We start from the raw sequence: 14118 nt of genomic DNA, 5'->3' as shown, positions 1-14118 counted from the left end.
GTTTCCGGAAACGCTATGGATAAGGTAGCGGGTGAGTGCAACGCAGTCAAGAAGAGCTCCGGGAGGCGCAATGGCACGACGGGTGACGCTGACCGATGTGTCGCGGGCGGCAGGCGTTGGGATCGCGACCGTGTCCCGGGCGATGGGTGATCATCCGGACGTCAGCGAGGCGACAAGGGATCGGATCCGAACCATCGCCAGGGAGCTCGGATACCGGCCCTCGGTCGCAGCACGCGCGTTGCGGCGGGGTGGCTTTCATGCGATCAGTGTGATCGTACCGAGCACCGTGTGGACATGGTGGGAGCTCATCGCAGACTCTTGCATCGAGACCGCCGCCGCCGTCGACTATCAAGTATTCATACATCCCGTTCGTGGTGGTGAGACGGTGGCTGAGGTGATCGCCGGGCTGTCCAACGTGCCGACCGAGGGCGTGATCGTCATCGGCGTTCCCGACCAGAGGTCTGTTCGAGACGCCTGCGACAGCCTCGGCATACCCGGGGTTGCGATCGACGACTCGAGCGTCGACATACACCTTCCGTCCATCTCGGCGGCGAACTACGCTGGCGCCCGGGAAGTGGTTGAGCACCTGTTGGATCTGGGGCGCTCCCGAATCGCGTTCGTGCGGTCGCGGTTCGCAGGAGGCTCACCGGTTTGGGGCGACTTTTACTACGTCCAGGAGCGTGAGCGGGCGTACCGTGACGCGCTGATTTCTGCTGGTATCGCGGTCGACGAGAATCTCATCGTCGAAACCGTTTACGACGAGACTGCGCCCGGATGCCCGGAACTCGGCGAGACCTTGGATCGCGGCCACAGCGTCGATGCCGTCTTCTGCGCTTTCGACGTCCTCGCGGCGACAGTCCTGCATGAACTGGCCGCGCGTGGCCACCGGGTCCCTGACCGTGTCGCGGTCGCGGGCTTCGATGACGAGCGGGCCGCAGTTCTCGTGACACCTCAGCTGACCACCGCGCGCCAGCCCTACATCGAGATGGGTCGCACCGCAGTCGAGCTGCTTCTGCAATCACTGTCCGACTTGCCGCCGCCCGTTCGGCGCTACGAATTCCCCACACAACTCATCGTGCGCGGCTCCACCACGGCGAACATGGACGGCCCTCACCGGTTCGACCCAAACAGGAGCGAATGGCGAAATCCCCGATTGCTTGGGTCTTAAGTCTGCAAGCTGAGTGTCGTCCCCGACGCATGCTCAACGGCCGAGAAGAGTTGCGCGGACCGAGCTAGGCCGAATCGCGGCCGCGTTGAGAGCCGTCGTTGCTAGCCGTACGAGGGCTCTGATGATGGGTTTCGAACGCGCATATAGCTACTTATAGGCATGTATAGGGAATCGCTACACATGCCTATAAGTTCGTATATTCTCCGGGCCCTCGCGCGACGGCATAACTGTAGGCATCCGAGCTCAGCAACTTAGCGAAGCGTCGGCGTTGGATACTGCTGCAGGCCAACGAAGTCTCTTGATCGATTCGATCAAGCGTCCACCGAAGACGAATCTGGACCTGGACCGTCGCCGTTCGCCTCCCCGGCGTGGACAGGGCAGAGCGTTGAGACCCACATCCTGATTACGTACTGCCTCGCCGGAGACCCGCATACCTCGCATATCACCGTACTTTTCCACTCTGCGGCGCGAATCGCGTCCGTGAACGCCTCATCGAAGGTCGACGGGTCCGAAGTCGGGTCGGCATAGAAGCTCAGGGTGCCGAACTTTGACTTCACCTGCTGCACGACGTAGCGCGGAGCGATGACGGACAGCGTTGCGTCGAGTCTCGCCAGTAGCGGGTGCCAGCCGACTCCAACTTCGAGCAGCTCTGGCCAACCGGGAGCGATCCGCTTGACGAGGCCTTGCAGTTCCGGTGGAAATTCGTCCGTCATGTCACTCCTCTCCTTCTGAGGCGGCCACAGTGTCCGCGAGCCCGGCGATGGTCTCGCGCTCGGTTCCGCACGCGCGGCGCGCGGCGTCACGGGCTTGCTGACGTCGCCGAGACCTCTCACGAAACTCGCGACCCACCCGCAGGCTACGCATGACTCCCTTGTCGAAGCTGATCATTCCTCGGCGACGCCATTCGATGGCCGCGTGAACACGGAAGCCCGCGACGGCGCGACGCCGCTGTGCGAAGTCTAGATTCCGTGGCAGGGGGCCAGGGAGTCCGTCCGTATCTGGCAGAAGATGTGTGAAGAGCTCCGCGAACGTCGGGCCCGCTGCGGTGCGGCGACGTGTTTGAGCGACGAAGACCGCCGCGGCCAACGCCCACTGTTCTGCCGTGTCGTCACCGGTGAAACCCTCGAACATGTAGACCCATTCGGCTGGCGGAGGCGAGTCGATGTCCTGCCACCAGATCGGGTACGACTCGGGCATCTCAACCATCACAATCGCGGTCGCTTGCACGGGCCCTTCCGTGACGCGACCGCCTGTCATCGGGATGGGCAGCACACGTGCAGAGGAAGCGGAGCGATCCGACGAGGACGAGATTGTTTCGTATGGCCTTCCGAATTATGCCATACCGATTAGGCCATACGCGGAATGGCTGATCGAGACGCTTGACAGGTGCCCCGACGGAACGAAGAGATTGAAGCGGAGTGGAGCGCGTACTCCCAGCGCTTCGCGACCTCGCTCCGTTCTGCGCGCGAGCGCGCTGGGCTAAGCCAGGAAGACGTCGCGTATCGGTCCGGACTCACGCGCTACACCTACCAGAAGTACGAAAAGGGGGAGTCGCGCCCGGGAAGCCCCGCGAACCCTACGCTTCGCACGATGCTCGCACTTTCGCAGGTGCTCGGAGCCTCGCTGGCGGATTTAGTCCCAGAGGACGCGCCCGACCTTCGGAGTCGTTGAGGCGCGATTAGTGACCCTAGGGTAACGGAGGGCCCGCTCTCGTGTCGTGCCCCGAGCGCACCCCACATTCGTTCGCGTCGATGCCTCCGAGTTCACGCCAGGTCCACGCAAGCAGGGGCTGGACACGATGGGCAGCTGCGGCCTGAAGAGCGGCTTGCCACCGTCGCCTTCCAGAGGTGCCCTTTCGGACATCGCCAAGCTGCCATGATGGTCGAAGTGGGCCTCAGCGTGCCCGGTGCGCGTCTATTGCTGACATCCCATTCGACAGCGAGGTCAGGCCGCAATGTCGACAGGTCGTTCACGCCCGGAACCACTTGATGTCCATTGCAGAGCGGGCATCCGCTGCCACGCCGGCTCGTTCGGCTGAAGACCCTCGCCGCCCAGACGTGCCCCTCCACGCATTTCCACATGGCGCGGTGCTTCGAGTGCGCCGTCACCTCGTGCGGGCTGAGCGCATTTGATGCGTCCCATTCCGGCACGAGCTCGGGTCGCAGCGTGGCGAGATCCGTCTTGCCGGGCACAACAAGTTTGCCCGCGCAGTAAGGACACCCGCTGCCGCTCGAGCGGCTATAGATTGCTGCTTCCCAGACGTGGCCCTCTTCACACTGCCAGGCCACCTTTTTGCCAGCACTAGGGCGTACTTGCTCGGGCCGCAGCTCGTTGCTGATGTGCCACTGAGCGGCGAGGTCGGGGCGGAGTGTGCCGAGGTCCGTCACCCCAGGTAGGGCTCGCTTGCCGGCGCAGTATGGGCAACCATTGCCGCGGGTGCGATTTGCGATCGACGCCTGCCAATTGTGGCCGCACTGTCCCGCCCACCAGGCCCTCCTCGTGGTACGGGCGCCGACGACGTGAGGCGTGAGCTTGCCGTTGCGATCGTGGTCCCACTCGGCCGCAAGGTCGGGGCGCAGGGTTGCGAGATCGGTCTCCCCTGGGATCGCGCGTTTGTTCGCACAATAAGGGCAACCGGAGCCGTTCCGCGCCCTGTTGTTGATCGTGGCCACCCACCGGTGCCCCCTTCGGCAGACCCACTTGACGCGGCGATTAGATCCAGGGCCGACATCGTCAGGTCCGCCAGCGTTCGCCCCAGGTGACTTGTCCCACTCTGCCGCCAGATCGGGAAATTGAGTACCGAGGTCTGACTGCCCTCGCCAAACTGCGAGTCCCGCGCAGTGCGGGCAACCTGCTATCGCGCGCACGTACGGAGTCGTTTCCCAGGAGTGGCCTTCGTCGCACACCCACCATGCCGGCACTGATGTCCGACGTGGTTCCCATGGATCGTGGGCCTCGTCGTTACGACCCCAGTCCCATTCTCCCACAGCACGTGGGCGCCGCTGAATCCACAGTGGGTACGCTGCCGCCGAATCGATGATCGCTGACGTGTCTACGATGTCCAGCGGCAGGCTCAACGGGTCGATGCGAGTTGGACGGACCGCGCGGCGGCGTGGGCGTAGCCACAGCACTATTCGCTCAACGAGCACCCGGATCGCTCCGGCCATTGGCGGCAAAGCCTCGAGGATGGCAGGACGTAGCTCGTCGGCAGGAAGCCCAGACCATCGTGCAACATTGTCGGCATTCGAAAGCGCGGCAAGTACTGCGATGGTCTCCGGGTATAACTCGGCTCGACCACGAACCTCGTGATCTTCGCGGCACACGGCCAACGCTGGCTTCCATCCGTCGGGCTGGGTCAACCACGCATTGTCTCGCACCATCTCCCACACCCGCGCGTGCATCCGTGCGTCGACCCGGTCAATGGCGACGAGGTGCCTGAAAAGGTGCTCGGCCTTCGCCAGTTCGCGGTCGAATGGGAATATTCGCTGCGACTCCGGCGTCGTTCCGGGGCCCGTCCAGACGAGCTGGCCCGGGTGCCGCAGACACCAGTTCTCGCGATCGTGCGGTATCTGCTGCACGCGATCGCCGGCGGCGCACAGTCGGCAGAGGAACCGGTCCGAGTACAACTGGTGAGGCTTGGGCTGAGCGAGGCGCTTGAGGCGCAGGTAGTGGCCTTCAGGACGGCCGGCTGCAGCCTCGATTGTGCTCGCCGTCCCAGCTTCATCAACCCATACGCGGTAGATGTATGGCCGGGCTTCGGTCGTGAGTCCTCGCTCGACGTAGTCGAAGGGAACACGTGCAGCTTCGCATTGACGCTGGGCGTACGATCGCGGCGACTCGAAGCGGTGCCATTTAGGTCGGATGGGCCATGCCCGAGCGTCGGTCACGCGGCTTCCACGAGGTCGCTGAGTTGCACTCTGTGTTGGACGCGCGTGGTCTGCCGTAAACCGTCGAGGACCGCGAATAGCCGCTCGCGGGTCACCCGTTCATCCGTACGCTCGGGTTCATCGAGGATCGATGCGACAAGTCGCTCGATGATCATCGCGAGCACCGAAAGGCGTCCGTCGGCGGCGGCATGAAGAGCGGCAGAGTTCTTGGTGAGCATGCCCCGGCCGTGCTCGCACAGTGGAAGATTGCGGTCGAAGATCGCGACCCAGCGACGCCACAGGGCGAGCCCTTCATCGCTTTGGATGTCGACCCTCCGCAGTTCGACCAAGTCGCATCTCATCGTGACCTGGAGGCCGTCGCCGGAGCCGAACGCCTTGCCTCTGGTGAGATTGATCCCAACCAGCACGACTGTGGCTGAGGACTCGTTCTGTAGCGCCTTGATGACGCTCGACGGCTCGCTTCCGCCGAGATTGTGGGCTTCGTCGACCACAAGGAGCTTCGTGCGATGAACGTGCAGCAGCTCCACCGCTCGCCGCCGGAGGTTGTCCGTCGTGATCTGGGTCGGCAGCGTGATCGTCGGGGCGAGAAACCTGATTATCTGACTGAGCAGCGCCTTGCCCGTAGCGTGGTCCGTGACCTCCACCCATACGACAGGGACTTCACCGTCATCGGCGTAGTCCGGGAATCTCTTGGCATGATCGTTCTCCACCGAGCGCGCAAGAAGCAACGCGAGCTCAGTCTTGCCGTAGAACATGGGCGCTGAAACCATCAGCCCGCGGCGCGAGTTCTTGCGGCGCGGGTTCGCGGCGATGTGCTTGGCGAGGATTCTCGTACTGAGATCTTGCTCGGGCGTCGGTACTCGCAGTGTCAGCCGCAAATAATCATCGCGGGCCTCGTCGTAGAGGCTGCGCTCGGATGCGCTCAGCGCGGCGTAGTCCGAGAATGAGATCGACGTTGGCATCGGGGGCAGCGCCGCAAGCGCTTCACGGAGGCCGGCGAGCGTGGTCTTTCGGTCGTGATGCAGGACGAGTGGCTCGATGATCACGGGTGCAGCTCTTTCGACGTGACGATGTCGTACGACGACGAGTTCCAGTCGATGTCATCGACGTCCACGGGATTGTTCCACTCGCGTAGTCCAATCGCCACGGGTTCGGTGAGCGGTGCGTCGGTCTCCGGCTCGCCGGTGGCTTTCGCGGACGCTTCTCGGAGGTAGCGCTTGCGTGCCTGCTTGTCGCCGCGCGCTCGTCGTTCGATCTCATCGAGAAACTCCGACGTCTTGGGTGTATCTCCGGGGTCACCGATGCCGAAGCGCTCGACGAGCTTCACCTGTGCTTCGGCGACCATCCACGCGGCTCGTTCGTCGATCAGCTTGTCCCAGCACTCGATCCATTCGTCGGTCTCGGGATGCTGCACCCACACGGCGTTTGAATTGTAGGGGTCGAAGCGAATGTCGAATTGCCGGGCCTGTCGTGATCCGGCGGTGGCGCCCGTCAGCGAACGATTGCGAAGATCCGCCAGGAGAGGGGAGTCATAAACCCGGTTCTTGAAAGTGATTCCTTCATTACTGATGACTCGAGGTTCGCTGGGCAGCAGCGCGAAAAAGTCTTCCGCGCGAAAGGGGAGCTGCACGCCCGGACCAACTTCGAACAGAGCCGCATACATCTGATTCGGCGTCCATTTTCGCCCTGGGAACAACGGAGATCTCAGCCCGCGGTGCTGCGAGTTGAGGAACACTGTGGTGATCCAGGCGTCGAAAGCGAGACGAACGGAGTCCAGTGTCAGAATCGGCACAGCGTGTTTGCCGCGGTTGTGTACAGAGTTGCCCGTGGAGCCGGCTAACCAGGTGGCAAAGTCTGAGGAGGTTGTGCCGAAGTTGCGCTCGACGTGTGGCTTGACGGTCGGCGCGTTGGGAGGGGCGAGGACGAGATTAATCCCAAACGCCCGGCAAGCGGCCTCGAAGGTCGCCGACCGGAAGTCGGCGCCACCATCGATGGTGATCGAGTGCGGGAAAATCCACGGCACGGCGAGCGAGTCATCGTCGAGATACGGATTGATCTTCTTCATGAGTTCGACCGGAAGCGTTGCTGAACCGGACAGCGTTGCGGCGGCGGAACCGGGTACGGCCCTGCGGCCGACTATTGCCCGGGCCAGCAACAGTGCATGATCGTAGCCGTTGGGCGAATCGGCGTGGATCGCCCAGGCCATCGGGATCCGGCTGCCCACGCAGAAGAGCCCCGTCACGGTCGGACGGAAGATGTTGCCCTTGTCATCCCACACTTGGACGTCAAGCTTCGTCGAGTCGATCTCACAGACTGCGCCGAGTCGGTGCGCGTTGCCGGAGAAGTACTCGCGGTCGGGACTGTTGGATGCGGTGCGGCGGGTAGTCGCCTTGGCGAAGCTGTACCTGCCTGCGTCGCGCTCATTGATGTACCCCTGGAGCGTAGTGTCCTTAATCTCGCAGATAGCGTCGCCCGGGTACATGGACTCTAAAGCGCGCCGGACGAGGGCGGCACAATGGCGTCGGCTACTCGTCGACATGTTTACCCGGCTGTCGAGTTCTCGGTCAATGGCGGCGACCAGGCGAGGATCAGCCTTCGCGATCATCAGCCGCTTCTTGCCTTTCGGATGCAGTCGCGCATCTACCGCAGCGACGCCCTCCGATCGATACGCCTTCCAGAAGTTGAAGAGTGCCTTCCGTGATCGGCCGAGAGAAGTACCGGCCAGCTCCTGAACCTTTGACGCGATCCGCTGTTCCTGTGTCGTTCGCTCAAGGTCGTACTGCGGACGTGAGGCGGTCGCAGTCGGATCCATCGGTATGCCTCGGAAAACCTCCTGCAGATGCTTCTCCATGTCGAGGACGTCGGCCGGCCAATCGCCCGAGACCGCTCGAAGACGAGTGCTCGAGCTGCGTCGCGCGGTGCCTGCATGCGCGAGCAATTCCGGCATTGACAAGCTCAACCAGTCGTCGGCGGTACCGTCGCGACGGAGTCGGGCCTCGGTGCCACGGCGGACGCCTTCCCAGACCCAGAGTTCCTCCTCGATCGCGACGGTGTCGCCGAGCTGGAGCTTGTAATCGTCAGACATCACGCAGCCTTTCCCTCGTGCGCTGAATCAGAGGTGGTGTAGACGGTCTCGCTGCTGAAGACGGCAGCTAAATCGAGGTGAAGCAAGCGGCGCCAAGCCATGTTGTCGACCCATGCGCAGGCCAGCGGTGGGCACTCAGGGGACACGATTCTGCAGAGCTCACCGCGTGGTCGGCCACTGCGTGCGGTCTCCAGGATCAGGCTCTCCATAGAGGGCGTCGGCACGCAACGATCGTGGCGAGATGCCGAAAGGCAATCGAGATTAGCTGTCGCCAGATCGTCGTGTCCAGTGAGTGCCAGGTATCGCCAGCCGAGCACCTCGCAGATCTCGGCTGTCGCTTTGAACTGGACGAGCGCGTCGTCGTCGACTCGCTTGGCCGGGCGCACATCGAAAAGCCCGAGGCTGCCGTCCGTGAACTGGGCCAAGAAGTCCGGGAAGTGCGAGAACCCCGACAACCGTGAACTGCGCCCGAACGCAATCGCCAATGGCTGCGCCCACAGCCGCTCCACCTGCCCGCCGTAATCCAGCCAAAGAACCTCCCAGCGTTCCTGCTGAGATTCGCACCATACATGCGATCGGGTGCGCTGCCAGAAGTACATCGCCGGCGTAAAACGATGACGAACGCCCTTCGACTTACGCACTCGCATCGGATCGATTGCAGCCCAGTCCCTGCCGCCGAGGTCGCGACCGACAGCTTCCCACTCGTGCAGTCCGGCCGTAGGGCTGCCATCATTTCTGCGAGAGAGCCAATGTAACTCGGTGGACGACGTGCGGCGCCGAGGGATGATCGGCCTGGCTCCATCGACTGGCCGCATCGCAGCCCCTTTCGCAAGCGAATCCGCGTTCGGATAATGCGAAGACGAGGGGGCCCATCGGAGCCCCTTCGCTCCTGTATCCACTGCTGATGCTCCTCCGCGTCGGCCCGTCCCGCAGGAAGGCCGTCGGCGTTTCCTGACACACGGTGTCACCGCAGCCAAACTGTGTGTCACCTAAAGCGGGTTTGTGTCACCTCAACGCGAGTCCGACAACTTTCCCTCTTGACACACCCGCTCCGCGGGCATAACGTACAACCAAATGGTTGCACAAAGAGAACTGAGCGAAGCGGAGGTCGACCGTGTCTTCCACGCACTGGCGACGTCGACCCGGCGCGACATCCTGCGCCGGACGATCGAGCGTGAGCAGTCGGTCTCGACCCTCGCCTCCGAATACGAGATGTCGTTCGCCGCGGTGCAGAAGCACGTCGCCGTGCTCGAGGCCGCAAACCTCATCGTCAAGCGCGCCGAGGGACGCGAGCGGCTCGTTCGCGCGAACCCGGAGATGATCGCCCGCGCCAGGGCGCTCCTCGCCCGATACGAAGAGCTGTGGCGGTCGCGCATCGCCCGACTCGACGATCTGCTGGCCGAGACGCCTCGGCCCGGCTCATCCGACACCAGCGACACCACGAAGAACGAACAAGGAGACTGAACATGCCTGTCACCGACGTCACCACCGATGCCGAGAACCTGACCATGACCGTGGTCGCCGACTTCGCGGCCCCCATCGACCGCGTCTGGAGCGCGTACTCCGACCCGCGTCAGCTCGAGCGCTTCTGGGGTCCTCCCGGATGGCCGGCCACCTTCACCGCCTGGGACCACACCGTCGGCGGGCGTGCCGTCTACTCGATGAACGGTCCGCGCGGCGAGAAGTCGTCGGGTGCGTGGGAATTCGTATCGATCGACGCGCCGAACGGCTTCGAGGTCATCGACTCGTTCGTCGACGAGGAGGGAAAGCCGCTCGACGGATTCCCCGCACAGCGGATGTCGTTCTCGTTCGAGCCCACCGCCGAGGGCACCCGTGTGGTGACCACGAGCCATTTCGACTCCGTCGACGCGCTCGAGCAGGTCGTCGAGATGGGCCAGGTCGAAGGCATCAAGATGGCGATGGCGCAGCTCGACACCGTGCTGCAGGATCTCCGCGAGTACGCGCAGGGCAAGGGCACACGGGTGGAGCTGCTCGACGACACCCACGTGCGCATCACCCGCCTGGTCGAGGGGCCGCGGGAGCTGGTCTGGCGCGCGCACTTCGAGCCCGAGCTCATCCGCAAGTGGATGCTCGGACCCGACGGCTGGGAGATGACGGAGTGCGTGGCCGCCACCGAGGTGGGCCAGTCGTACCGGAACTCCTGGGCGCCGGTCGGCGACACCGAGGGGCAGCCGTTCGGCTTCGAGGGTGAGGCGCTGCTGATCGACGCCCCGCGCCGGGCGGTCAGCACTGAGCGGATGCAGGGCATGCCCACCGAGACGCTCAACGATCTGAACCTGTATGAGGAGGACGGCGCGACTCTCGTCACGCTGCTCATCGAGTATCCCGACAAGGAGACGCGCGACATGATCCTCGCCACCGGCATGGCCGACGGCATGGAGTCGTCGTTCGCCCGCCTGGAGCGGGAGCTGCTCTCCGTCTGACGCTGCATCTGCGCGCAAGCAGTCGCCGTTTCAGGCGTTCACGCCGGGTCAGGCCGATCTCCCCCGAGACGGCCTGACCCGGCGTTTCGGCCTGACCCGGCGAGGCCGAGCATCGAGGCGCCACGCCTCCACGCAGGTGTTCGGGATAAGGTGGCGACACGATGAGGATCACGCGCCGCACTCTGCTCCTCGGCGCCGGAGCCGGTGTCGCTTCGGTGCTTCTCGCCTCCTGCACTCCGGAACCGGCACCCACGCCGACGCCCACTCGCACGCGCGAGCCCGAGCCTCCGCCCGGTGTCCCGGCGGCAGCCGGGAGCATCCGCAGCACCTGGACCACCGATCCGTTCGCGCTCGGCGCCGCCAGCTTCACGCCAGTGGGCGTGCTGGCCGGCACGCGTCTCGCGCTGGGGAAGCCCGTCGACGGGCGCCTGTTCTTCGCGGGGGAGGCGACGGATGAGGATGCTCCCGGAACGGTGCGCGGCGCGATCGGCTCCGGTGCGCGCGCGGCTGAGGAGCTCCTGATCCCGGCGACCTCGGGAGAGCGTGTCGCCGTCGTCGGCGCAGGGCTCGCCGGAGCCACCGCTGCCGCTCTGCTCGCCGAGGGAGGGCTGGAGGTGACGGTCTTCGAGGCCAGGGATCGCGTCGGTGGGCGGGTCTACTCCCGCGTCGACGAATCGTGGCCCGTGCCGGTGCAGCTCGGCGCCTGGCTCTTCGGCGCAGACGACGCCGACGTGCTCGACCGGATGAGTGAGGGAGAGGTCGGCGTCGTCGAACTGGCCGGCGAGATCTGGCGCGGACCCGACGGAGCTGTCGACTCGGTCGACCCTCAGCCCTTCGACGCGGCGATCACGACGGCACAGGCCGCGCCCGAAGACTCCTCGGTGGCTGATGCTCTGACCGCCGCCGGAATCGATACCGCTGACCCCGCGACGACTGCGCTGCTCGCGATCCTCGCCGCCCGCACCGGTGCCGGAGCCGACGAACTGTCCAGCTGGTTCGCGCCGCCACTGCCGACAGGAGACCCGAAGGCGGCGACCGGCGACGTCACGCCGTTCATCGAGCAGGCCCTGGACGGCGTCAAGGTGGGGCTCAACTCCCCGGTCGCTCGCCTCGCGTACGACGACTCCGGAGTGAGCGTGCGCCTCGGTACCGGAGAGGCGCTGTCGTTCGACCGTGTGCTCGTGACCGTGCCGCTGGGTGTGCTCCAGGACCGCAGCATCGAGTTCGACCCACCCCTGCCGTTCTCCAACCGCGGTGCGGTGTCGGCGCTCGGCATGGGCGCGATCGAGACCGTGTGGCTGCGGTGGGACGAGCCGTTCTGGGAGAACGAAGAGGCGATCTGGCACGCGGTCGGCGCCGATGTGGTGATCCCGACCTGGATCAACCTGCGACCCGCGACCGGCGAGAACGTGCTCGTGGGCATCGTGGGAGGTGCCGCGGCCGCCGAGTTCGCGAAGCTCGACGAGGACGAGGCCATCGAAGCGGCTCTCGCCTCGCTGGCCCTCTACGTCTGACCGATACGTTCACCGATCGGCGCCTGCTCGGGTGTCGGGGTCTCGGAGCTCGCGTCGACGTCCACGCGCAGTCGTCTCGGCAGCGGCATGCGGCTGACGAGCACGAGGACGGTGGCGACCGCGGCGAAGGTGCCGAGAGCGATCGCCGACGAGAGGATGAACTCCATCGGGCCGTTCACCTGTCGCGGGTCGAGGAAGTAGTACGGGTACCAGCCGATGAGCGGCCCGCGGATCATGGTGGCGACACCCCAGATCACCGGGTAGGCGAGTGTCACCGGAATCACCCGCCAGGGGACGGAGCGGTGTCCGGGGGCCAGCGCCCACGCTGCCACCGTCACGGCGGGGAGCCAGAAGTGCAGCACCTGATCCGACCAGGGCACATCGATGCGGATGCCGCGGATGCCGGCCTGCCAGACCAGGATGGCGAACACGAGTCCGGCGGTGATCGTCCAGGTCAGCACGAGCGCCAGGGCGACCGTGAGCCAGCGCGGATCGCGAGCCGTGCGCAGGGCGATGACCCCCGCGATGCTCAGCAGCACCACGAACGCGATGTTCGACTGGTTGGTCAGATACGCGAAGAAGTTCTGGCTCGCGATGGTGTTCGACGCCAGTCCCCAGGCGAGTCGATGGATGAGTGCGACCAGGCAGACGGCGGCAGCGCCGAGGCGGAGCAGGCCGAAGACGGTGCGGGCCTTCACCGCTGCGTCACCACCCATTCCGTCATCAGCCGAGTCTACGGACCGCAGCTCGGAGGACCCGTCATGCGCGGAGGGTCAGCGTTCTGGTGGTGGAGAGGGCGTGGCGTGAGTCAGCGTCGGGGTTCGCGGGTCGACCACAGGGCCAGCGCGACGAGCACGGGCTGGAAGAACAGCCGGACGAAGCGCTTCATGTCCGTGTCGAGCCCGAATCCGTCACGGTGGTGCATCCACTGCGCCACGTTGCCGGGGAACACGGCGACGAAGAACAGGGCGGCGAACGTGCCGACCGCACGTCGGCGGCGCCGTGCCAGCAGCAGCGCGGAGCCGAGCGCGATCTCGGCCACGCCCGAGGCGAGCACCGTGGTGTCGGGGTCCAGCGGCAGCGACTCCGGCACCTGGGCATGGAACTCCTCGCGGGCGATCGTGAGGTGCGAGACCCCCGCGAAGACGAGGGAGGCGCCGAGGAAGATGCGGCCGATGGTGCGGGCGGGAGTCGACATGGTGCGAGTGTACGCCTCGGTCGCTGGGCTCAGATCAGGCGGCGGAGCGCCTCTTCGAGCGAGACACCTTGAGCCTCGGCGCGGTCGCGCAGCCGCGCGTGCTCGTCGGACGAGAGCGGGATGCGCAGCTCGATCGGGTCGTCGTCGGGCGCATCCAGGCCGTCGAGGAGATCGGATGCCTCGGCCCACAACGGCTCGGCGACGGCGGACGCAGCGGTCGGGGAGGCGGCGGAGGCCATCGTCGGCGAGGCCGCCCGAGCGGGGGCCGACGAGGGGGCGGAGGCGGCGACCGGCGCCGACGCGGCGACCGCGGCTCCGGCATCCGTGCCGCGGGTGAAGCCCGGTCCTCGACGTGGTTCCTGCTTCGCCTGGTATGCCTTGGCCGCAGCGTTCGCACGTTCGTCGGCGGCCTCGTTCAGCGGGTGCCCCGCGTGCCCCTTGACCCAGGAGAACTCGACGTCACGGCCGCGGATGGCCTCGTCGATGCCCTCGAGCAGGTCGCGGTTGAGCACGGGGCCGCCGTCGGACTTGCGCCAGCCCTTGCGCTTCCAGCCCGGCATCCACTTCGTCACGGAGTCGATCACGTAGCGGCTGTCGCATTCGATCAGCAGTTTCTCGTCGGTGCCCGCCGTCGCGAGCAGCAGTTCGAGCACCGCTCGCAGTTCCCCCTGGTTGTTGGTGCCGTGCGGCGATCCGCCGGCCGCCCAGTTGTCGTCGTCGATGTACCAGGCCCAGCCGTTGGGGCCGGGGTTGCCCAGGGCGGAGCCGTCTGCGGCGGCGGTGATCGTCATCCCTCAACCGTAACGGTGAGCGCGACGTCGC

General features: G+C 65.5%; 14 protein-coding genes. 5 read left to right on the top strand and 9 right to left on the bottom strand.

Going from position 1 to position 14118, the window contains the following annotated elements; translation table 11 throughout:
• The first annotated feature begins 82 nt into the window (after positions 1 to 82).
• Positions 83 to 1168, top strand: coding sequence for a LacI family DNA-binding transcriptional regulator (locus GZ64_RS0103740; protein WP_231479822.1), 1086 nt, complete (start codon positions 83 to 85; stop codon positions 1166 to 1168).
• Positions 1169 to 1479: 311 nt separating this feature from the next.
• Here GZ64_RS0103740 and GZ64_RS18950 read toward each other — a convergent pair whose 3' ends face one another.
• The gene (locus GZ64_RS18950; RefSeq protein WP_036331034.1) at positions 1480 to 1881 is read right to left on the bottom strand and encodes a hypothetical protein; all 402 of its coding nucleotides are present in this window, start codon (positions 1879 to 1881) and stop codon (positions 1480 to 1482) included.
• Position 1882: 1 nt separating this feature from the next.
• A complete protein-coding gene (locus GZ64_RS0103730) occupies positions 1883 to 2395 on the bottom strand; it encodes a hypothetical protein (protein WP_029265178.1) in 513 nt (170 codons plus the stop codon).
• Positions 2396 to 2554: 159 nt separating this feature from the next.
• Between GZ64_RS0103730 and GZ64_RS0103725 the strand changes: the two genes are divergently transcribed.
• Positions 2555 to 2839, top strand: coding sequence for a helix-turn-helix transcriptional regulator (locus tag GZ64_RS0103725; RefSeq protein WP_029265177.1), 285 nt, complete (start codon positions 2555 to 2557; stop codon positions 2837 to 2839).
• Positions 2840 to 2931: 92 nt separating this feature from the next.
• On the opposite strand, the gene GZ64_RS20310 is transcribed toward GZ64_RS0103725, so the two are convergent.
• The 4 genes from GZ64_RS20310 to GZ64_RS19380 all read right to left on the bottom strand — a co-directional run bounded on the left by GZ64_RS20310 (position 2932) and on the right by GZ64_RS19380 (position 8781).
• Complete coding sequence (locus tag GZ64_RS20310) at positions 2932 to 4335, bottom strand: zinc-ribbon domain-containing protein (RefSeq protein WP_442922228.1); 1404 nt, start codon at positions 4333 to 4335, stop codon at positions 2932 to 2934.
• A gap of 716 nt (positions 4336 to 5051) precedes the next feature.
• Positions 5052 to 6101, bottom strand: coding sequence for a TniB family NTP-binding protein (locus GZ64_RS0103720; protein WP_029265176.1), 1050 nt, complete (start codon positions 6099 to 6101; stop codon positions 5052 to 5054).
• Positions 6098 to 8140 carry a Mu transposase C-terminal domain-containing protein gene (locus GZ64_RS0103715; protein ID WP_029265175.1) on the bottom strand — a complete coding sequence of 681 codons (2043 nt, stop codon included), beginning with the start codon at positions 8138 to 8140 and terminating at the stop codon, positions 6098 to 6100. The genes GZ64_RS0103720 and GZ64_RS0103715 overlap by 4 nt, the downstream gene beginning before the upstream one ends.
• On the bottom strand, positions 8140 to 8781 hold the full coding sequence (locus tag GZ64_RS19380; protein ID WP_136025481.1) for a hypothetical protein: 642 nt from the start codon (positions 8779 to 8781) through the stop codon (positions 8140 to 8142). The genes GZ64_RS0103715 and GZ64_RS19380 overlap by 1 nt, the downstream gene beginning before the upstream one ends.
• Positions 8782 to 9214: 433 nt before the next feature.
• On the opposite strand from GZ64_RS19380, the gene GZ64_RS0103705 reads away from it, so the two are divergent.
• The 3 genes from GZ64_RS0103705 (at position 9215) to GZ64_RS0103695 (ending at position 12098) form a co-directional block, all read left to right on the top strand.
• Positions 9215 to 9604 carry an ArsR/SmtB family transcription factor gene (locus GZ64_RS0103705; protein WP_029260134.1) on the top strand — a complete coding sequence of 130 codons (390 nt, stop codon included), beginning with the start codon at positions 9215 to 9217 and terminating at the stop codon, positions 9602 to 9604.
• Between the two features lie 2 nt (positions 9605 to 9606).
• Positions 9607 to 10584 carry an SRPBCC family protein gene (locus tag GZ64_RS0103700; RefSeq protein WP_029265172.1) on the top strand — a complete coding sequence of 326 codons (978 nt, stop codon included), beginning with the start codon at positions 9607 to 9609 and terminating at the stop codon, positions 10582 to 10584.
• 161 nt (positions 10585 to 10745) lie between these two features.
• A complete protein-coding gene (locus tag GZ64_RS0103695) occupies positions 10746 to 12098 on the top strand; it encodes a flavin monoamine oxidase family protein (protein ID WP_029265171.1) in 1353 nt (450 codons plus the stop codon).
• Here the strand turns inward: GZ64_RS0103695 and GZ64_RS0103690 are convergent.
• The 3 genes from GZ64_RS0103690 to GZ64_RS0103680 all read right to left on the bottom strand — a co-directional run bounded on the left by GZ64_RS0103690 (position 12089) and on the right by GZ64_RS0103680 (position 14087).
• Positions 12089 to 12814 carry a Pr6Pr family membrane protein gene (locus GZ64_RS0103690; protein WP_029265170.1) on the bottom strand — a complete coding sequence of 242 codons (726 nt, stop codon included), beginning with the start codon at positions 12812 to 12814 and terminating at the stop codon, positions 12089 to 12091. The two genes, GZ64_RS0103695 and GZ64_RS0103690, sit on opposite strands and share 10 nt — an antisense overlap.
• A gap of 92 nt (positions 12815 to 12906) precedes the next feature.
• On the bottom strand, positions 12907 to 13296 hold the full coding sequence (locus tag GZ64_RS0103685) for a DoxX family protein (protein ID WP_029265168.1): 390 nt from the start codon (positions 13294 to 13296) through the stop codon (positions 12907 to 12909).
• A 29-nt stretch (positions 13297 to 13325) separates the two neighbouring features.
• The gene (locus GZ64_RS0103680; RefSeq protein WP_029265167.1) at positions 13326 to 14087 is read right to left on the bottom strand and encodes a ribonuclease H family protein; all 762 of its coding nucleotides are present in this window, start codon (positions 14085 to 14087) and stop codon (positions 13326 to 13328) included.
• Positions 14088 to 14118: the final 31 nt, after the last annotated feature.

Source organism: Microbacterium sp. Cr-K32, from assembly GCF_000708345.1.
Lineage (GTDB): Bacteria > Actinomycetota > Actinomycetes > Actinomycetales > Microbacteriaceae > Microbacterium > Microbacterium maritypicum_A.
This window is presented reverse-complemented; position numbering and strand designations above follow the sequence as displayed.